General features: G+C 69.0%; 15 protein-coding genes. 3 read left to right on the top strand and 12 right to left on the bottom strand.

Going from position 1 to position 19,356, the window contains the following annotated elements:
• The first annotated feature begins 24 nt into the window (after positions 1 to 24).
• A complete protein-coding gene (locus tag DMH03_RS39645) occupies positions 25 to 495 on the top strand; it encodes a VOC family protein (RefSeq protein WP_125797142.1) in 471 nt (156 codons plus the stop codon).
• Here DMH03_RS39645 and DMH03_RS39640 read toward each other — a convergent pair.
• The 5 genes from DMH03_RS39640 to DMH03_RS39620 form a co-directional block, all read right to left on the bottom strand.
• Positions 487 to 1,404 (bottom strand): SMP-30/gluconolactonase/LRE family protein, encoded by a 918-nt coding sequence (locus tag DMH03_RS39640; RefSeq protein ID WP_125797141.1) that lies wholly within the window; start codon positions 1,402 to 1,404, stop codon positions 487 to 489. The two genes, DMH03_RS39645 and DMH03_RS39640, sit on opposite strands and share 9 nt — an antisense overlap.
• Before the next feature lie 20 nt (positions 1,405 to 1,424).
• The gene (locus DMH03_RS39635) at positions 1,425 to 2,081 is read right to left on the bottom strand and encodes a histidine phosphatase family protein (protein ID WP_125797140.1); all 657 of its coding nucleotides are present in this window, start codon (positions 2,079 to 2,081) and stop codon (positions 1,425 to 1,427) included.
• The gene (locus tag DMH03_RS39630; protein WP_125797139.1) at positions 2,082 to 3,143 is read right to left on the bottom strand and encodes a phosphotransferase family protein; all 1,062 of its coding nucleotides are present in this window, start codon (positions 3,141 to 3,143) and stop codon (positions 2,082 to 2,084) included.
• Positions 3,140 to 3,892: an SDR family oxidoreductase gene (locus DMH03_RS39625; protein ID WP_125797138.1), complete on the bottom strand. Its 753-nt coding sequence runs from the start codon at positions 3,890 to 3,892 to the stop codon at positions 3,140 to 3,142. Before DMH03_RS39625 ends, DMH03_RS39630 begins: the two co-directional genes overlap by 4 nt.
• 99 nt (positions 3,893 to 3,991) lie before the next feature.
• Positions 3,992 to 5,242, bottom strand: a complete 1,251-nt coding sequence (locus DMH03_RS39620; RefSeq protein ID WP_125797137.1) for a S8 family peptidase — start codon at positions 5,240 to 5,242, stop codon at positions 3,992 to 3,994.
• 261 nt (positions 5,243 to 5,503) lie between these two features.
• On the opposite strand from DMH03_RS39620, the gene DMH03_RS39615 reads away from it, so the two are divergent.
• Entirely contained in the window at positions 5,504 to 6,454 is a 951-nt protein-coding gene (locus DMH03_RS39615; protein ID WP_125797136.1) for a hypothetical protein, read from the top strand.
• Between the two features lie 57 nt (positions 6,455 to 6,511).
• Here the strand turns inward: DMH03_RS39615 and DMH03_RS39610 are convergent, their stop codons facing one another.
• Positions 6,512 to 8,149, bottom strand: coding sequence for an acyl-CoA synthetase (locus tag DMH03_RS39610; RefSeq protein ID WP_125797135.1), 1,638 nt, complete (start codon positions 8,147 to 8,149; stop codon positions 6,512 to 6,514).
• A gap of 150 nt (positions 8,150 to 8,299) precedes the next feature.
• Here DMH03_RS39610 and DMH03_RS39605 point away from each other — a divergent pair, with 150 nt between their 5' ends.
• Positions 8,300 to 10,006 carry a bifunctional 3'-5' exonuclease/DNA polymerase gene (locus tag DMH03_RS39605; protein WP_199749203.1) on the top strand — a complete coding sequence of 569 codons (1,707 nt, stop codon included), beginning with the start codon at positions 8,300 to 8,302 and terminating at the stop codon, positions 10,004 to 10,006.
• Between the two features lie 203 nt (positions 10,007 to 10,209).
• Here the strand turns inward: DMH03_RS39605 and hrpA are convergent, their stop codons facing one another.
• The 6 genes from hrpA to DMH03_RS39575 form a co-directional block, all read right to left on the bottom strand.
• Positions 10,210 to 14,040, bottom strand: a complete 3,831-nt coding sequence (hrpA, locus tag DMH03_RS39600) for an ATP-dependent RNA helicase HrpA (protein ID WP_233611867.1) — start codon at positions 14,038 to 14,040, stop codon at positions 10,210 to 10,212.
• 190 nt (positions 14,041 to 14,230) lie between these two features.
• Positions 14,231 to 15,394: a lactate 2-monooxygenase gene (locus DMH03_RS39595; protein ID WP_125797132.1), complete on the bottom strand. Its 1,164-nt coding sequence runs from the start codon at positions 15,392 to 15,394 to the stop codon at positions 14,231 to 14,233.
• 13 nt (positions 15,395 to 15,407) lie between these two features.
• On the bottom strand, positions 15,408 to 16,625 hold the full coding sequence (locus DMH03_RS39590; RefSeq protein ID WP_125797131.1) for a cation:proton antiporter: 1,218 nt from the start codon (positions 16,623 to 16,625) through the stop codon (positions 15,408 to 15,410).
• 211 nt (positions 16,626 to 16,836) lie between these two features.
• The gene (locus DMH03_RS39585) at positions 16,837 to 17,148 is read right to left on the bottom strand and encodes a hypothetical protein (RefSeq protein ID WP_125797130.1); all 312 of its coding nucleotides are present in this window, start codon (positions 17,146 to 17,148) and stop codon (positions 16,837 to 16,839) included.
• Positions 17,149 to 17,197: 49 nt separating this feature from the next.
• Positions 17,198 to 17,758 (bottom strand): GNAT family N-acetyltransferase, encoded by a 561-nt coding sequence (locus tag DMH03_RS39580; protein ID WP_125797129.1) that lies wholly within the window; start codon positions 17,756 to 17,758, stop codon positions 17,198 to 17,200.
• Positions 17,755 to 19,230 carry an APC family permease gene (locus tag DMH03_RS39575; protein ID WP_125797128.1) on the bottom strand — a complete coding sequence of 492 codons (1,476 nt, stop codon included), beginning with the start codon at positions 19,228 to 19,230 and terminating at the stop codon, positions 17,755 to 17,757. The genes DMH03_RS39580 and DMH03_RS39575 overlap by 4 nt, the downstream gene beginning before the upstream one ends.
• Positions 19,231 to 19,356 lie beyond the last annotated feature (126 nt).

Here is a 19,356-nt window from a genome sequence, read left to right as displayed (position 1 = left end):
CGCTAGGCATGACAGAGTGGTCCCATGAACCGCAAGAGCCGCGAATTCCAGGTCAGCTTCGACGCCCTCGACCCGAAAGCCCTCTCGATCTTCTGGCGTGACGCCTTGGGCTACGTCCACCCCGGTCCTCCCGGGGTCGAGGTGCCCGAGGGCACGGATCCGCTGGACGCGTGGGCCGAGTTCCTCGAGCGGGTCGGCGTGCCCGAGGATCAGCGCAACACCAGGTCGGCCCTCGAAGACCCGGACGGCGAAGGGCCGAAGATCTTCTTCCAGCAGGTCCCGGAGGACAAGATCGCGAAGAACCGCGTCCACCTCGACATCCGCGCCGCTCCCGGACTGGTGGGCGACGAGCGCATGGCAGCGCTCGAAGCCGAGTGCGACAGGCTCGTCGCGCTGGGGGCGAAGCGAGTTCAGCGCTTCGAGCCCGAGGAGCCCTTGAGCCTCGGCTTCATCGTGATGAACGACCCGGAGGGCAACGAGTTCTGCCTAGACTGAGGTGACGGCGATCGCGTTGTCCTCCAGGGAGCCGAAGTAGAGGGTCCCGGCCCGCTCGCGGACGCCGACGAGCAGGTGGAACCCGTCGATCTCCCCGCGTAGTTCGCGGACCTGTTTCCCGTCCGGGGTCACGCCGCGCACCCCGCATTCCCGTGCGGGTGCGGGTTGCAGGGCCGTCGGCAGCGCCCGGACACCGGCCCGCAACGGCGCGGGGAGCTTCCGCACCAAGGAAAGCGCGGGCACCTTCGGACTCGCCACGGTGATCCAGATCAGCCCGTCGCTGCCGGTCGAGATGTTGTCGGGATACCCCCACAGATCGTCGACGAGGTAGTCGCGCGTACCAGCTTTGTCGCCAGTGAGCCACACTCGCGCGACCCGGCAGGCGCCGGTCTCGGCGACGGCCACATAGGACTCATCGGGCGGCAGTGCGACGCCGTTGGCGAACTGGAAACCGTCGGCGAGCTGCTCGATCTTCCCGTCCGGCGTGCGCCGCAGGAGCCTGCCGCCGCCGGTCTGCTCGATCAGGTCGTCGCGCCAGTTCTCGATGCCGAAGCGGCGCGACGAGTCGGTGAAGTACACCGTGCCGTCGGAGGCGACGGCGGCGTTGTTGCAGAACACGAAATCGAGGCCCACGGCCGAAGTCGCCAGCGTGGTCACGGGACCGCCCGCGAGCGGCATGGTGAGCAGACCGGCCTTGGCGTCGCAGATCAGGAGGTCGTCGCCGTAGAACTCCAGCCCCAGCGGACGGCCGCCGGTGTCGCCGAGGACGTCGATCCGCTTGCCGTCCGGCGTGACGCGCAGGATCCGCCCGTCGTCGACGCCGGTGTAGATCCGCCCCTGGTCGTCGACCACGACGTCCTCGGGACCGTGCCCGTTGACCGGGATGACCGTGACCTCGCCGAACACCATCGGGTTTCTCCTAGTGTCGCCTAGCGATAAGTGAGTAGTTCCGCGGCTTCCGCTTCGAAATGCGGATGTTCGTTGAACGACAGCAGGGTCACGCCGCCGCGGCCGGACACCAGTTTGGTGATGCCCGCGTTCACGGTGACCCGGTTCAGTTTCAGCAACCCCACCTCGGGCGTGCCCATGAGCGCGCCGCAGACCGTGGCTATCACGCCGCCGGAGCTGAAGACGACGGCGTGCTCACCCTTGCCCAGCGACGCCACGACGTCGGCCAGCGCACCCTTGACCCGCTCCAAGAACCGCGGCCAGGTTTCCGCGCACGGACTGTCGTCACCGGCGGAGACCCAGGCGTTCAGCGCACCGTCCAAAGCGGCCTGATACGCCCGCGAATCGGTCTGCTGGACGCCGGCGGCGTGGTACTTCGCGATGTCGACGTGGTCGTACTCGTTCCAGCGCTCGTCCTCGACGACGGCGATCCCGGAGCCGAGCACCTTCAACGCCGTCGCGGCCGTGTCCCGTTGGCGGGCAAGGGAACCCGCTCGCGCCTGGGTGAATGCGACACCCCGCCGCAGCAGTTCTTCACCGACCACAGTGGACTGTTCGAAGCCGCGCGGCGAGAGCTGGTCGTAGTTCTCCGCGCCGAACGACGCCTGCCCGTGCCGGACCAGGTAGATCGCACCCATCTACGCGTGTCCTCCTCCGATGATCCGGCGGCAGCGGCCGTCCAGATAGCCGACGAACTGCCACAGATCCTTGAACGCCGGATTGGTCGTCTGTCCACTGTGGAACCGGTAGTAGATCTGCTGGATCACCACCGCGAGCCGGAACAGGCCGTACACCTCGTAAAAGGTCCAGTCGCCGATTTCGAGCCCGGATCGCTCCGCGTACCGCCGCACGAACTCCTCGCGCGTGTACATCCCGGGCACGTGCGTCGGCTGACGACGGCTGAGCTTCATGACGTCGTCATCGTCGTCCTGCACCCAGTACGCCAGGGTGCTGCCCAGTTCCATCAGCGGATCGCCGAGGGTGGCCATCTCCCAGTCGAGCACGCCGATGATGTCGAGGTCGTCGTCGAGCACCAGGTTGTCGAGCCGGTAGTCGTTGTGGATCAAGCAGATCTTGACCTCGGACGGCTGGTTCTCCTTCAGCCACGCCATCACCTCGGCGCAGTCCGGGACGTTCTCCGTGCGTGCCTTGAGGAACCGCTCCGACCAGCCGCGCACCTGACGCTCGACGTAGCCGGCGCCCTTGCCGAGGCCGGCCAGCCCGGCGGCCTCGACGTCGACGGCGTGCAGTTCGACCAGTCTGTCGACGACCTTGCCGCACAGCTCGCGCGCGCCCTCGGGCGGCAGTTCGAGACCGGCGGGCAGATCTCCGCGCAGGATCAGGCCTTCGAGGCGTTCCATCACGTAGAAGTCGCCGCCGAGCACGGTTTCGTCGTCGCAGAAGGCGAGCATTTCGGGCACGTAAGGAAAGACCGGCCGCAATCCTTGCTGAACCCGGAACTCGCGGCGCATGTCGTGCGCGGACGCGGCCTTGTGCCCCAGCGGCGGGCGCCGCAGGATCAGCTCGCGATCCGGATAGGTCAGCAGGTACGTGAGATTCGAGGCGCCGCCGGGGAACTGCCGGACCTCGGGCGGTGAGTCGCCGAGCCCGGGCACCTGACCGGCCAGCCAGGCGTGCACCGCGGCCGGGTCGAACGAGTCCTCTCCGCGTACCTCGACGGTCTTGTCCGCAGTGGTCATCCGAACTTCTTCAGCAATCGCGCCGGGACGAACGGGAAGAGCTTCGAGAGCACGCTCCACGGCCACGTCGGCACGAACGCCTTCGCCGTCTCGGATTCGATCGCCTTCACCAGCGCCTGCGCGCCGGCCTCCGCCTTGACCGCACCCGGAAGCTTCGAGATGTCCGGGTTCATCCCCGATTCGATGAACCCGGGATGCAGCGTGGTGACCTTGATCGGCGTCTTCAGCAGCTCGATCCGGGTGCCCTCGGCGAACGCCGAGATCCCCGCCTTCGAGGCGGCGTACGCGGTGGTGTTGCCGGGGACACCGCGAAGCGCGAGGAAAGAGGAAACGACCACGAGGTGGCCGTTCTTCTGCTTGCGGAAGATGCCGACGGCGGCCTCGATCTGGGCGGCCGCGGCGAGGAAGTTCGTCTGGAGCGTCTGACGGTTGGCGTCGAAGCGGCCGGTGCCGACCCGCTGCCCCTTGCCGAGCCCCGCGTTGACGATCACGCGGTCGAGGGAGCCGAGTTCCTCGCGGAACTCCTCGAAGACGGCGAAGACCTGGTCGTGATCGTTCACGTCCAGCTTCCGGGTGACCACCCTGATGCCGGGATAGGCCTTCTTGAGTTCCGCGGCGAGGGCTTCCAGCCGTTCGACACGGCGGGCGGCCAGCGCCAGGTCGCGGCCTCTGGCGGCGTACTGCCTCGCCATTCCCTCGCCGAGTCCGGAGCTCGCCCCGGTGATCAGGATGTTCTTCCGCAGGACCATGGGCTGGAGCTTACCGGTTGGTAACAAGTCTGGTACCCCTCGGACAGGGGCTGCCCCCGGCGCCTGGAGTACGCCGGGGGCAGCCTGTCCGAAAGGGTCTTACTTGACCTGGAGCAGCTTGTTCGCCGTTCCGCCCGTCGGGTTGGTGATCTTGCCGTCCGCGGCGGCGCCGACCAGGCCTTCGGCGACCTGGGCCGGGGTGGCCTCGGGGTTCGCCGCGAGGTACAGCGCGGCGGCACCGGCGACGTGCGGCGCGGCCATCGAGGTACCGCTGATGGTGTTGGTGGCGTCGTCACCGGTCGCCCACGACGAGGTGATGTCGACACCCGGCGCGTACAGGTCGACGACCGAACCGTAGTTCGAGAAGCTGGCCTGCTTGTCGGTCTTGTCGCTGGCGGCCACCGTGATGGCCTCCTTCACCCGGGCGGGCGAAGTGGTGCCGGCGTCGGAGGACTCGTTGCCCGCCGCGAGCGCGAAGGTCACGCCCTTGTCGATGGCTCCCTTGACCGCCGCGTCCAGGGCGTCGTCCGCGCCGCCGCCCAGGCTCATGTTGGCGACCGACGGGCCCTTGGCGTTCGCCGCGACCCAGTCGACACCGGCGACGACACCCTCGGTGGTGCCGCTGCCGTTGGCGTCCAGCACGCGGACGCCGACGATCTTCACGCCCTTGGCAAGGCCGTGGTCCGTGCCGCCGATGGTGCCGGCGACGTGCGTGCCGTGGCCGTGCTCGTCGTTGGGGGTGTCGTCGTTGTCGACGAAGTCCTTGCCGCCGGTCGCGCGGTCACCGAAGTCCTTGTGCGAGCCGCGGACACCGGTGTCGATGACGTAGGCGGTGACGTTGTCGGCCTTCGTCGGGTAGGTGTACTTGTTGTCGAGCGGCAGGTCGGCCTGGTCGACGCGGTCAAGGCCCCACGAGGGCGGGTTGTCCTGGGTCTCGCTGATCTTGAACTTCTTGTTCTGGACGACGTACGCGACCTGCGGGTCGGCGGCGAGACGCTTCGCGGCGGCCTCGTCGGCCTTGATCGAGAAGCCGTTCAGCGCCGAGCCGAACGTGCGGGACAGCGTGGTGCCGTACTGACCGGTGAGGCCCTGCGCCTTCGAGGCGACGTTCGCGGTGATCTCGCTCGCCGCGGCCACGCCCTGGCCGACCGCGGTGGGCTTGAGGACGACGATGTAGCTGCCGCCGACCGCGTTGGCCGCACCCGCGCCGCGGATCTCGCCCTGCTGGTCGGCGTTGGCGGCGCCCGCGCCGAACGTGGCGACCGCCGCGGTCACACCGGCGAGGGCGACTCCCGCCACCAGGCCGCTACGGGTCTTTCGGGACTTCAGGTTCTTCCGGGACTTGCTCACTGGTTCCCTTCCTGCCGCGCCATGCGGATCACCCGGGAGGATGATCGTTGCTGAGAGCCATGCAAGCCGGTGCGCTGGTGGCCGGGCAATGATTCACAGTTACCAGTACTAGGCCATCCGGCGTAACGGCGCTCGTCCGGAAAGTCGTTTTCTCCTGGCAGAAGGCGCCCCTGAAGCGTTACCTCAGACTGTTAAAGTTATTCGTGTTGTTATCAACCGGGCGGTGTCAGGGAACGGCAGACGGGGGCGGTCGGGCAGCATATGGTGGCGGGGAGCGCGGCGGACCGAGTGACCACGGACGATGAAGACCAGCCGCGTACCGCGTTCGCCACCGCGTTGAGATCGGCCATCGCCACCAGCGGCCTGAGTCTCGACCGTATCCAAGCCCGGCTGCTCGCGCGCGGCGCGTCGGTGAGCGTGACCGCGCTGAGTTACTGGCAATCGGGCAAACGTCAGCCGGAACGGCAGAGTTCGCTGTCCGCGGTCCGGGTCCTCGAAGAGGTCTTGGCGATCCCCGCCGGTTCGCTGCTCAGCCTGCTACCGCCGCCGCGTCCGCGCGGGGCGTCGTCACGCCGCAGCCGGGCCACCACCGAGCAGCCGCTGACCTTCCCACTCGAAGCGCTCCAGGCGTTGCTGGAGAAGGTCGGCGCGCCCAACGCGCTCGAACAACACCATCAGCTGAAACTGGTCGGCCTGCACGACCTCTGCGAGATCGCCGAGGACGGCGGGCAACGCGCGGTGACCGCGCGGGCGGTGTTCCAGGCGGGCGCGGACGGGCAGGACCGCTGGCTGCTGGTCTACGCCCAGGGTGATCCGGAGGCCGGGCCACCGGCGCTGAACACGCTCCGCAACTGCCACGTCGGCCGCGCCGAAGTCGACGACGAACACGGGCTCACGGTGGCCGAACTGCTCTTCGACCGGCCCATCGACCGCGGCGAGACACATCTGATCGAGTACTCGCTCACCAATCCCGGGCCGCCGTACCCGGAATGCCGGAACACGCATTACCGCGAGTTCCGGCGTCCCGTCCGCGAGTACCTGCTGGAGGTCCGGTTCGACCCGGGCACCGTCCCGGCGAAGTGCTGGCAGTACTCCAGGCAGGGGACGTCGCCGCTGGACCGGAAGGAACTGAAACCGGACCAGGGCAACGGTGTCCACGCCGTCGCGCTGGACTTCGGACCCGGCGTCTTCGGCATCGACTGGGAGTACTGATCGCCTCGTGAGTGGGCGGCTAGCCGTGACCGTCCTCACCGCTCACGAGACCGGCGTTCAGTGCAGCTTGTTCCGGAGCACCTTCCCGGTCGCGTTGCGCGGTAGCTCGTCGAGGAACTCCACATCGCGTGGCACCTTGTACCGGGCGAGGTTGGCCCTCACGTAGTCCCGCACCCCCTCGACGTCCAGATCCGACTTCTCGGCCCGCACCACGAACGCCTTCAGCCGCTGCCCGAATTCGGGGTCCTCGACGCCGACGACCGCCGCTTCGAGCACGTCCTCGCGTTCGACCAGGAGGTTCTCCACCTCGATCGGGAAGACGTTCTCGCCGCCGGAGACGATCATTTCGTCGTCGCGGCCGTCGATGAACAGCAGGCCGTCCTCGTCGAAGTGCCCGACGTCGCCGCTGGAGAGCAGCCCGTCGATGATCTCCTTGTTACGCCCGTCGGTGTAGCCCTGGAAGCTCAGCCCGCTGCCGACGAACACCCGGCCGGTGACATGCGGCTCGGTGATCTTGCCGCCCTTTTCGTCGTACAGCGCCACCTTGCAGCCCACCGGGGCGCGGCCGACCGTGCCCGGCGCCTTGCGCCAGTCCTCGGGGGTCGCGACCGTCGCGACCGCGACCTCGGTCGAGCCGTAGAGGTTGTGCACGACGTCGCCGAACGCGGCGGTCGCGCGGTTCCCGAGGTCCGGGGACAGCGCGGAGCCGGCGACGAAGATGATCCGCAGGCACGAGGTGTCGTACTTGGCGCGGACCTCCTTGGGCAGGTCGACGATCCGCTGGAGCATCGTCGGCACGAGGACCAGCGTGGTGCAGCGGTTCTCCGCGACGCCGCGCAACGTCTCCTCCGGCACGAACTTGCGCCGCATGACGACCTTCGAACCGAGCGCGAAGGACAGGATGAACTGCGACAACCCGGTGCCGTGGAACAGCGGCGCGCCCATGTAGGTCGCCTCGCCGGTCCGCAGCGGGATGCGGTCGAGGAACTGCGCGGAGGCCAGCGCGGAAGTGTGCGGCCGCGGAGCGCCCTTCGGCGTCCCGGTGGTGCCGCTGGTCAGCAGGATGAACCCGCCCGGTTTGGCGGGCGCGGGCCACGGCCGGTCGTCGGTGCTGGCGACCAGTTCGGTGACGATCGGGATCTCGTGCCCGGAGAGCTCGGCGTCCGAATCGACCCAGGCGAGGTAGTGGTCGACGTCGCCCTCGACCGCGTCCAGCAGATCGGTGAACTCCTGGTCGTACACGAGCGCCGTGACGCCTTCGCGTTTCGCGACGTCCGCGAGCTGCGGTTTGGCGAACCCGGTGTTCATCAGCAGCAGCTTCGCGCCGAGCTTGCCCGAGGCGAGCATCGTCAGCACGAGACCGCGGTGGTCGCGGCAGAGCGCGGCGATCACCGAGCCCGGGCCGAGGCCGCGTTCGGACCATGCCCTGGCCAGCGCGTTCGACTGCGTGTCGAGCTGCTTGAAGGTCAGCGGGCCGAGTTCGTCGATGATGCCGGTCGCGGTCGGGTCCCGGCGGGCGGCGATCATGTTCGCCCCGGCGAACGGACCCCACTTCCGCACCATGACCAGCGAACGCAGGCCCTCGTCGACTCGCGGGATGGGGAGCAGGCCCGCTTGGCGCATCACGTCGATGCTGCGCACGGTCTCGGTCACCTTGCCCGCCACCAGGGTGGCGAGGCCGGTGGGGTTTCTCATCCGGGCACCTCCGTTGCTGCTGCGGCGAGACACCATGCCGACGGCGGTTCGCGTACCGGCGGTATGGGGTTGCTACTCGACAGTAGCCGACCGATAGCGCAGGCGCACTAGCCGTCTGGTGACAGAAATGTCGGGGGGAACCACCACAATGTGAGTGTGCAGGCGATCGCAGGTCAAGAGGAGGACGGCGACTTCGTGATCGCTCTTTCCGGGCAGCCGCCGCGGCGGGGTATGAAGCTCCCGGCGTTCGTCGACGAGGTACGGAGCCTGGAAGCGGAGCACTCACCCCGTTGGGTGTTCCCGTCGGTCGAAGGGACGTACCCGGCGTTGATCAAGGCCGGCGTCCGGGTGCGGCGCTGTCATGACCTGGCGCTGACCGAGGGATTGCTCCTGGCCCACGAAGGCCGTCCGCAGGAGTCGCGGAGCCTGCGTGCCGCGCTGGCCAGGGCGAACGGGCAGGAGGCGCCCGCCGACGAGGCGCCGCTCTGGGCCGAGGACGACCAGCCGACGCTGTTCGAGACACGCGGCCCGCGGCTGCCCTCCGGCGTCACGGTGCTCGACGCGGCGCGCCGGGTGCTGGCCGAGCAGGAGAAGCGGGTCGCCGTCACCGATCATCCGGAGCGGTTACGCCTGCTCTTCGCGGCGGAGTCGGCGAGCGCGCTGACGGCCGCCGAGATGTCGGCCGACGGGCTGCCGTGGCGGGCCGACCTGCATCTGGCGTTGCTCGCCGACCAGCTCGGGCCCCGCGTCCCGGCCGGGCATCGGCCGAAGCGGCTGGTCGAGCTGGCGGCGAAGATCAGCGACGCGTTCGGGGGACGGCCGGTCAACCCGGACGCCCCGGCCAGCGTCGTCCGGGCGCTCGGACGGGAGGGTATCGAGGTCACGTCGGCAAGGAAGTACCTGCTGCGCGACATCGACCACCCCGCCGTCCCGCCGCTGCTGGAGTACAAGGAACTCGCGCGGCTGCATTCGGCCAACGGCTGGACGTGGCTCGACGAGTGGGTGCACGACGGCCGGTTCCGCCCGCATTACGTCGTCGGCGGGGTCGTTTCCGGTCGCTGGGCGAGCCGGGGCGGGGGCGCGCTGCAGATCCCGAAGATGCTGCGGACCTGCGTCCGCGCCGATCCTGGCTGGAAACTGGTGGTCGCCGACGCCGCCCAGCTGGAGCCGCGGGTACTGACGGCGTTGTCCGGAGACCGCAAACTGGCCGAAGTCGCCGCGGCCACGGATCTGTACGCGAGCCTCGCCGAGGCGATGTTCTCCGGAGTGCGCCGCGTGCCGGTGCCTGCTTGGGACGACAGGGACGACCGGGACCGCGCGAAGATCGCGATGCTGTCGGCGATGTACGGCGGCACGTCCGGCGAGGCGGGGCCGCTGCTGGCGTTGCTGCGGACCAGGTTCCCCGACGCGGTGTCCTATGTGGAGCGTGCCGCGCAGGCGGGGGAACGCGGTGAGCGCGTCCGCTCGCGGCTGGGCCGGACGTCACCCGCGCCGTCGGAAGCCTGGCGCGCGCTGACCGGCGGCGTCGCGGAGGACGAGGCCGGTGAGCTCAAGGCCCGGCAGGCGTCCCGCAACTGGGGGCGCTTCACCCGCAACTTCGTCGTTCAGGCGAGCGCCGCGGACATGACCGCGATCCTGCTGGCGACCCTGCGGAGCAGACTCCCCTCCCCCGCGCACCTGGTGTTCTTCCAGCACGACGAGGTACTGGTGCACACGCCGGCCGAGTTCGCCGACGAGGTCTCGCAGTCCATTGTGGACAGCATGACCGAGGCGGCGCGGATGATGTTCGGCCCCGCTTGCCCGGTCCGGTTCCCGCTGCACATCGCCGCCGTGGACACCTACGCCGACGCCAAGTGACCCCGCATTTAGTCCTCTAAATGCGGGCGGCGTCGTCATCACGTGAGTTACGCCCCCAATCACGCGAGTTACGCCTCCAAGCACGTGAGTTCCGTCTTCACGCCACGGAGCGCGTGTGATGGGGCGGCGAACTCGCGTGATCAGAGAGCGAACACGCGTGATTGAGCGGCGAACTCGCGTGATTGAAGGCGTAACTCGCGAGGTCAGGAGGCGGCGGCGTCGTCGAGGGCCTTGATGACCCGCTTCAGGGAGACGGGGTGGGCGGTACCGAGTGTCTGGGCGAAGAAGCTGACCCGCAGTTCCTCGATCATCCACCGGATCTCCCGCAGCGCGGGTGACGACGTGCCGGGCGGCAGGGCGTCGAGCGCCGCCTGGTACTCGTTGCGGAGCCAGGCGATGTCGCCGGTGCGCTGGATGTCGCGCGTGGGTTCGGTCGGGAGTTTCTCCAGCCGCCGTTCGATCCCCCGCAGGTACCGGACGACGTGCTTCAGCCTGTCCTGCCCGGTTTCGGTGACGAAACCCTTGTGCACCAAGCCGTCCAGCTGCGTGCGGATGTCGGCGAGCGAATCCGCCGGGCCGCGGGTGTCGGCCAGCCGCGTTTCGACGTCGTTGGCCGCACGCAGGATCTTCTCGACGTTGGCGAGCACGTCGAGCACTCCGGGGTTCAGCCCGGCGCGCACCTTTTCCAGCAGGACGGCGAAGCCGGCCTCGTCCCAGCGCGGGCCGCCGTTGTCGGCCACGAGTTTGTCGACGGCGCAGTCGACGCAGTCTTCGAGCAGTGCCGCCACGGAGCCGTGCGGATTCCGGTTCAGCACGAGTTTCGACGAGTTGCCGAGGTTGCGGGTGATGAACTTCATCGGTGACGGCAGATTCAGCCGCAGCATCCGCCGCGTGCCCGCCCACATCGACTGTTCCTGCTGCCCCGGTGTGTCCAGCAGCCGCACCGCGACGGTGCCGCCTTCGTCCACCAGCGCCGGATACGCCTTGACGTCGTGCCCGCGCTGCTTGCTCGCGAACACCTTCGGCAGCTCGCCGAACGCGGGCGTCGTCAGGCCCTGGCGCTCGATGCTGTCGGCGGCCTTCGAGATCGTCGCGCGCACCTGGCCGCTCAAGTCTCGTTTGAGTGCCTCGATGTCCTTGCCCTCGGACACCTTCTTGCCGCGGACGTCGACCACGCGGAAGGTCATCTTCAGATGTTCGGGGACGGCGGAGAGCTGCCAAGCGTCGTCGGGGATCACCACCCCGCGCAAGGCCTCCAGTTCGTCGGCCACAGCGTGCAGCAGCGGACCGTCGGCCGGGCCGACGCGCGACAGCACCAGTTTCGCGTGGTCGGGCGCCGGCACGAAGTTGCGCCGGATCGCCTTGGGCAGCGACTTGATCAGCTGCGTCACCAGTTCTTCGCGCAGGCCCGGGACCTGCCAGTCGAAGCCGTCCGGGGTGACCTGGTTCAGCACCGGCAGCGGGATGTGCACGGTGACGCCGTCCGCGTCCGCGCCCGGCTCGAACTGGTACGTGAGCTTGAAGGTCTGGCTGCCCTGCGTCCAGAAGTCGGGGTAGTCGGCCTCGCGGATGCCGCCCGCGGTCTCGTTGATGAGCATCGTCTTCTCGAAGCTCAGCAGGTCGGGCTCGGTGTGCCGCGCCTTCTTCCACCAGCTGTCGAAATGCCGTGCGGAGACGACGTCGGCCGGGACACGCTGGTCGTAGAACTCGAACAGCGTCTCGTCGTCGACCAGGATGTCGCGGCGGCGCGCCCGGTTCTCCAGGTCTTCGACCTCGTCGAGCAGCGCACGGTTCTCGCGGAAGAAGTGGTGCCTGGTCTCCCAGTCGCCTTCGACGAGCGCGTGCCGGATGAACAGCTCGCGGCTCACCTCGGGATCGATGCGGCCGTAGTTGACGCGGCGGTCGGCGACGAGCGGGACCCCGTACAGGGTCACCTTCTCGAGCGCCATCACCGCGCCCTGTTTGCGTTCCCAGTGCGGCTCGGAGTAGTTCCGCTTCACCACGTGGCCGGCGAGCGGCTCGACCCATTCCGGCTCGATCCGCGCGTTGACCCGGCCCCACAGGCGTGAGGTTTCGACCAGCTCGGCCGACATCACGAACCGCGGCTGCTTCTTGAACAGCGCCGAACCCGGGAACACCGAGAAGCGTGCCCCACGCGCGCCGAGATAGTCGCCCTTGGCCGGATCCTTGAGGCCGACGTGCGACAGCAGCCCGGCGATCAGCGACGTGTGCACCCGTTGCGGATCGGCAGGACCGTCCGTGCCGAGGGTGATGCCGAGCGGTTTGGCCAGCTGACGCAGCTGGCTGAAGATGTCCTGCCATTCGCGGATGCGCAGGTAGTTCAGGTACTCGTTGCGGCACATCCGGCGGAACTGGTTGGTGGACAACGCCTTCTGCTGCTCGGTGACGTACTCCCACAGGTTCAGGTACGCCAGGAAGTCCGACGTCTTGTCCGCGAACCGCGCGTGCTGCTCGTCCGCCGCCTGCTGCTTCTCCGCCGGCCGCTCACGCGGGTCCTGAATGGACAGTGCGGCGGCGATGATCATCACTTCGCGGACGCAGCCGTTGCGGGAGGCTTCCAGCACCATCCGCGCCATCCGCGGGTCGACCGGGAGCAGCGCGAGCTTGCGGCCGGTCTCGGTGAGCTTCTTGCCGTCGGTCATGTCGAACGCGCCGAGCTCCTGCAGCAGCTGGACACCGTCGGCGACCTGGCGGCGATCCGGCGGCTCCACGAAGGGGAACGCCGCGATGTCGCCGAGGCCGAGCGAGGTCATCTGCAGGATGACCGACGCGAGGTTCGTCCGCAGGATCTCCGGATCGGTGAACTCGGGCCGGGCGTCGAAGTCGTCTTCGGAGTACAGCCGGATGCAGATACCGTCGGACGTCCGGCCGCAGCGGCCCTTGCGCTGGTTCGCCGACGCCTGCGACACCGGCTCGATCGGCAGCCGCTGCACCTTGGTGCGATGGCTGTAGCGCGAGATGCGCGCGGTGCCGGGGTCGACGACGTACTTGATGCCCGGCACGGTCAGCGACGTCTCGGCGACGTTCGTGGCGAGGACGACGCGGCGCCCGGTGTGGCGCTGGAACACGCGATGCTGGTCCGACGACGAAAGCCGGGCGTACAGCGGCAGGATCTCGGTGTTGCGGAGGTCTTGTTTGGACAGGGCGTCCGCGGCGTCGCGGATTTCCCGCTCGCCGGAGAGGAACACCAGGATGTCGCCCGGTCCCTCGTGCTGGAGTTCGTCGACGGCGTCGCAGATGGCCTGCGTCTGGTCGCGATCCTGGTCGGCGTCCGGGTCGTCGGGGTCGATGATCGGCCGGTAGCGGACCTCGACCGGATACGTCCGGCCGGAGACCTCCACGATCGGCGCGTCGCCGAAATGCTTGGAGAACCGCTCCGGATCGATCGTCGCCGAGGTGATGATCACCTTGAGGTCGGGGCGGCGCGGCAGGAGCTGTTTGACGTAGCCGAGGATGAAGTCGATGTTGAGGCTGCGCTCGTGTGCCTCGTCGATGATCAGCGTGTCGTACTGGCGCAGCATCCGGTCGGTCTGGATCTCGGCGAGCAGGATGCCGTCCGTCATCAGCTTGACCAGCGTGTCCTGGCCGGAATGGTCGGTGAACCGGACCTTGTAGCCGACGGCCTCGCCGAGTTCGGTGTTCAGCTCGGAGGCGATGCGGTCGGCGACCGTGCGCGCGGCCAGCCGCCTCGGTTGCGTGTGCCCGATCTGGCCGCGGACGCCGCGACCGAGTTCGAGGCAGATCTTCGGCAGCTGGGTCGTCTTCCCGGAGCCTGTCTCCCCCGCGACGATCACCACCTGGTGGTCGCGGATGGCCGCGGCGATCTCGTCCTTGCGCTGGCTGACGGGCAGCTCTTCGGGGAACGAGATCTTCGGGACGTTGTCGCGCCTGCGGGTGACCCGCAGTTCGGCGGCCTCGATGTCGGCCTCGATCTGCGCGGCGAGCAACTCGGCGTTACGCGTTTTCCGGGCACCGTCGAGCCTGCGCCGGAGGCGGTGCTCGTCGCGCGACATGAGTTCGGGCAGGCGAGCGCGCAGGGCGCCGAGCGGGGAAGGTTGAGAAGCCATGACCGGCACCAGGATAGCCGTGCGTCACGATCCCGGCCTCCGAATATGCCGGAGGCGACATCACCCGGGCATTTCGTCCTCTGAATGCGGTAGTCGGCAATGCGAACTACCGCATTCAGAGGACGAAACGCGGAGGTCAGGAGCGCGTGAGGGAGCCGGGGGTGAGGTCGGCCAGGGTCCGGTGCCCGGACAGGCCCATGGTCAGGTCGAGGTCGGCGAGCAGGCTCCGCAGCACGTGCCGGACGCCGTCCTCCCCCGCGTGCGCCAGGCCGTACACCCACGGCCGCCCCACCAGCACGGCCTTCGCCCCGAGCGCGAGCGCCTTGGCGATGTCGGCGCCGGTGCGGATGCCGGAGTCGAACAGGATCTCGAGCCGGTCGCCGACCGCGGCCACGATCTCCGGGAGCGCGTCGAGCGAGGCGATCGCGCCGTCGACCTGCCGGCCGCCGTGGTTGGACACGACGATCCCGTCCATCCCGGCCTCGACGGCGCGGCGCGCGTCGTCGGGGTGCTGGATGCCCTTGAGCACGATCGGCCCGTCCCAGTGCTCACGCAGGAACGGGAGCCGGTCCCAGGTGCTGTCCGTGCCGGTGATCATCGAGATCCAGCGCAGGATCGCGGTGGGCGGGTCCTCTTCGGGCGTCTTCTCCAGCAGGCTGCGGAACACCGGGTCGCTCAGCGGGACGCCGAGCCCGATGCCCTTGATGAACGGCAGGTACGCGTGGTCGAGGTCGTTCGGGCGCCACGCGAGCGTCCAGGTGTCGAGCGTGACCACGAGCGTGGTGAAGCCCGCGGCCTTCGCTCGCGCCAGGATGCTCGCGCAGACCTCGTTGTCCGACGGCCAGTACAGCTGGAACCAGCGCGGCCCCTCGCCACTCGCCTCGGCGACGTCCTCGATGCTCGTGGACGACGCCGTCGACATGACGTACGGCAGGCCGACCGACGCCGCCGCGCGAGCGGCCGCCGGTTCGGCGTCCTCGTGCACGATCGACTGGACACCGACCGGCGCCATCAGCACCGGCGCCGGCACCGGGGTCCCCAGCACCGTCGTCGACAGATCGCGTTCGGTGGCGCCGGTGAGCATCCGGGGCACCAGGCGCCAGCGGTCGAACGCCTCCCGGTTGGCGCGGGCCGTGGCGCCGGAACCGGCCGAACCCGCGACGTACCAGAACGGCCCCGGTTCGAGGATCTCCCGCGCCGATTCCTCCAGCTTCGTGGCGTCGGTGGAGCACGGCGGGAAGGTCCCGCCGAGCCCCTGCAGGTAGATCTCGTTCTGGTAGCCGCCGAACCGTTCCGTCACCCAGGCCTCCTAGTCACACCGCCCGGGCCGGCGTTTCGCGGCCTCGGCTGGTCGGATCATCCCGGACGATACTCGCCGGTAGCAACCAGGTGAGTTTCTCCGAGCGGATGACCGCGATCGGGCCGATCACGGCGAGCAGCAGGACGTAACCCGCGACGAACGGCGCGACCCGCGAGTCCAGCCCGGCCGCGGTCGCCATCGCGGCGAGCACCAGTGAGAACTCGCCACGGGTGAGCACGGTCAGCCCGATGTTCACCCCGGATTGGCGATCGAACCCGTTCAGCCGCGCGGCGAGCGCACCCGCGCCCAGGTTCAGCACGATCGTCAGCGCCACCGCGATCAGCACCGGCACGACCACCGAACCGACGGCGTTCGGGTCGATGCTGAGCCCGAAGATGAAGAAGAACAGCGCGCCGAACGCGTCCCGCAGCGGGAGCACCAGTTTGTGGATCCGCGGCGCGACCTTCGACCCGCCGAGCATCATGCCGACCATGAACGCGCCGATGGCGTCGGACACCCCGACCTCTTCGGCGACGGCGGCGCCCATGACCGCGACACCGACGAAGCAGACGGTCAGCAGTTCGTCGTCGGCCGAACCGAACAGCTTCGACACCACGCGGCCGCCCCAGCGGGCGAGCGCGGCCATCACGAGCAGGAACCCGAAGGCCTTGCCGAAGTCGGCCATCGCCGAACCGAAACTCCCGGCGCCGGACAACACCGGCTGCAGCAACGCCAGGTACAGCGCGAGGAACAGGTCCTCGATCACGATGATGCCCATGATCAGCCGGGATTCGGGATTGTTCATCCGGCGGGATTCGAGCAGGAGTTTCGTGACGATCGCGGACGACGAGATCCCGATGGCCCCGGCGATGACCAGCGCTTCCCTGGTCCCCCAGCCCAGCAGGAAACCGAAGCCGAGCCCGCCGCCGATGTTGAGGATCAGGTAGATCAGCCCGGACCAGACGAGTTTGCGCCCGCCCTTGGCCAGGTCGTCGAGGGAGAATTCGAGGCCGAGGTAGAACAGGAGGAAGACGAGACCGAGCCCGGCGAGCACACCGAGTTCGGCCGGATCGTCCACAAGGGACAGTCCGGGGGTGTTGGGGCCGAAGACGAAACCGGCCAGCATGAACAGGGGGATGGTCGGCAGCCCGATACGGGCGCCCGCTCTGGCGATGACGCCGGCGGCGAGGAACGCCCCGCCGACGGCCAGCAGGGCATGACCGGAACTCATGGAGACCTCCGATAGTGGCTGATGCGGCTTGAGGCCTGTTGGCGGAGCTGCGACGAGTTCGCAAACTCGGCCGGACGCGTGAACCCGCCCGGCCGAAGGCCCCGCTATCGCGGTGGCAGGGCGCCTTTCCGCCCCGGCGAGGTGAATAACCAAGCCTCGCCCTGCCGACGTCGATCGCGGCGCGGGTTCACCAACAGACGTTGAGACCGGGTCAGCGCGGAGGTGCCCGTGCTGGAGCCTGGGGCACCGCACGGGTGACGACGACGGATTCGCCCTGTTCAGGGGCTTCACCGGCGTCGGGGAGGTCGACGGTCGCCGTTTCGGCGGGCACGTCGGCGAGGGGGACGGCTTGCCCGCCGTGGAAGGCGGGCAGCGGATGGGTCGCGAAGACGGCGACCGGATCCTCCGTCGCCGCCCGGCCGTGCCCGTGGGGAACGGTCGGCGTGACGAAGGCGAAGACGAGCAAGATCAGGAGAAAGAAGACGGAACGGTGCCGTGGTGCGGGGGCACGATTCGTCGTCATCTGGCCGCTACTTTACCAGTCCTTTATAGACAAATTGACGAGGGATCCGTCACGGCTCCCGCCACATGGGCAGCATCGGCGGCCCGCCCTCGGCCGCGAACGCCGGGCCGTGATCACGGAAACCCAGCCGCCGGTACAGTTTCGCGCTCTCCGGACTGCTGGCCTCCAGGTACGCGGGCACCGCGCCGTACCTGTCGAGCCCGTGCTTCAACACCCGCGCGCCGATCCCCTGCCGCTGCGCGCTCTTGCGGACGCCGACGAACTGCGCGTGGTGGTACTCGCCGCCGGGGGCGCGCTCGGTCATCAACTCGAACAACGTCGCGAGCCTGCCGAGTTCTTCCCCGGTGAGCCCGGCGAACGTGTCACCGTCCATGTCCTCCTCGCCGCCGGGCGACCAGAGGACGGCCGCGGACAGGTCTCCGGTGACGTCGACGTGGCCGCCCGCGGCCAGCGTCCCGAGCAGGACCGCCCGGTGGAAGATCGGCAGCGCCACCGCGCGGCGCTCGTCACCGGGAAAGACCCAGACGCTCACGGGGTCGTCGTGGAAGGCCTCGGACAGCACGTCGACCACGATGTCCATTTCGGACGGTTCGACGGCGCGGACGATCATCGGACCGCCCTCAGCCCGGCGGGTTCGGCGTCCTCGTCCTCAGGTGGACCGCCGATGGCGGCATACGTGGCGGGATCCTTGGTCCGCAACACTTCCGCGCGCAGGAAACCGACCAGTGCCGCGACGAGCACGAGACCGGGCAGGCCCCAGCGCAACAGGAACGTCCCGGCCGGGCCGAGCAGCAGATCGAAGTTGACCAGGATCAACGCGAGGACGGCCGACAAGGCGAGGATCGCCAGCGCCGGCGCGATCCAGCGGCGCCAGGCGTTTTCGGCGTGACGGCGCCGTTTGAAAAAGCCGATCACCGAAAGCGAGACGGCGATCATGATCACCACGACGCCGGTGGACGCCGTCGTGCCGAGCCAGGTGAACAGTTCGGTCACCGGGTCGCGGTCCGCGATCGCGAACAGCGACACGACCGCCAGCGCGAGGGCGGTCTGCGTGAGCGAACCGGCCACCGGCGCGCCGGTGCGTTTGCTGGTCTTGGCCAGCGAGCGCGGCAGCAGCCCTTCCCGGCCCAGCGCGAAGAAATACCGGGCGACGGCGTTGTGGAAGCTCAGCAGCGCCGCGCACTGCCCGGTCACGAACAGCGTGTACGCGACGTCGGAGAACGTGCCACCGAGATGCTCGCCCGCCAGGTTGAACAGCAGGTCCGGGCCCTGGGCGGCCGCGGCGGTGATGATGACGTCCGGCCCGGTGCCCACGGCGAGCGCGAGCGACGAGACGACGTAGAGCACCGCGGTGAGACCGATCGCCGCGAACGTCGCCCGGCCGACCGTGCGGCTGGGTTCCCGCGTCTCCTCGCCGTAGGTCGCCGCGCCCTCGAAGCCGATGAACGCGGCCGCGGAGAACGCGAACACCGCGCCCACACCGGTCGTGAACAGGCTCGACGGTTCCAGCGGAACCCAGGAGACACTGCCGCCCGCCGGATTCGCGAACAACGCGATGTCGACGATCGCGACGACGGCGACCTCGAGGCACAGCGCCACCCCGAGCACCTTGGCGTTGAGGTCGATCCGCAGGACACCGAGCGCGCCGACGATCAGCACCATCACCAGCGCGCACAGCCACCACGGCGGCGGGGATCCGGTGAGGGTGCCCAGCCACGTCGACACCGACCAGCCGAACAGACCGTAGATGCTGATCTGGATGGCGTTGTAGGAGAACAGCGTGACGAACGCGATCCCGGCGCCGGTGGATTTGCCGACGCCGTTGGCGACGTAGGGGTAGAACGCGCCCGCGTTGGTGATGTAGCGGCTCATCGCGGAGTAGCCGACCGCGAACAACCCCAGGATCGGGGCGAGCAGGAGAAACGACAGCGGCACCCCGACACTGCCGGTGACGGCGTAGTTCGTCGGGACCCCGCCCGCGATGGCGAAGAGCGGACCCGCCGCGGCCACCACGAAGAAGACGATCTGCGCGGCTCCGAGCCGTCGATGGCCGAGACCGCGCCGCGGTCTTTGCGTACCCATGAACCGTCCCCCCGGACGTCGGTTTGGCGCTGAAGGCTCTTGATCTTGCGAGAGCCATCCCACCCTAGGGCCGGGCACCCCGGCGAGGTACGTCCGTTCAGGCTAAAAACGGACCTCGGGTCGCAA

The organism is Amycolatopsis sp. WAC 01376, from assembly GCF_003947415.1.
GTDB lineage: Bacteria > Actinomycetota > Actinomycetes > Mycobacteriales > Pseudonocardiaceae > Amycolatopsis.
This window is presented reverse-complemented; position numbering and strand designations above follow the sequence as displayed.

Coding starts and splice junctions, on each gene's coding strand:
- DMH03_RS39640 (WP_125797141.1), bottom strand. CDS start 1,404: ATGGTGTTCGGCGAGGTCACGGTCATCCCGGTCAACGGGCACGGTCCC.
- DMH03_RS39580 (WP_125797129.1), bottom strand. CDS start 17,758: ATGATCGTCCGCGCCGTCGAACCGTCCGAAATGGACATCGTGGTCGAC.
- DMH03_RS39590 (WP_125797131.1), bottom strand. CDS start 16,625: ATGAGTTCCGGTCATGCCCTGCTGGCCGTCGGCGGGGCGTTCCTCGCC.
- DMH03_RS39610 (WP_125797135.1), bottom strand. CDS start 8,149: ATGAGAAACCCCACCGGCCTCGCCACCCTGGTGGCGGGCAAGGTGACC.
- hrpA (WP_233611867.1), bottom strand. CDS start 14,040: ATGTCGCGCGACGAGCACCGCCTCCGGCGCAGGCTCGACGGTGCCCGG.
- DMH03_RS39625 (WP_125797138.1), bottom strand. CDS start 3,892: ATGGTCCTGCGGAAGAACATCCTGATCACCGGGGCGAGCTCCGGACTC.
- DMH03_RS39630 (WP_125797139.1), bottom strand. CDS start 3,143: ATGACCACTGCGGACAAGACCGTCGAGGTACGCGGAGAGGACTCGTTC.
- DMH03_RS39585 (WP_125797130.1), bottom strand. CDS start 17,148: ATGACGACGAATCGTGCCCCCGCACCACGGCACCGTTCCGTCTTCTTT.
- DMH03_RS39635 (WP_125797140.1), bottom strand. CDS start 2,081: ATGGGTGCGATCTACCTGGTCCGGCACGGGCAGGCGTCGTTCGGCGCG.
- DMH03_RS39575 (WP_125797128.1), bottom strand. CDS start 19,230: ATGGGTACGCAAAGACCGCGGCGCGGTCTCGGCCATCGACGGCTCGGA.
- DMH03_RS39645 (WP_125797142.1), top strand. CDS start 25: ATGAACCGCAAGAGCCGCGAATTCCAGGTCAGCTTCGACGCCCTCGAC.
- DMH03_RS39615 (WP_125797136.1), top strand. CDS start 5,504: ATGGTGGCGGGGAGCGCGGCGGACCGAGTGACCACGGACGATGAAGAC.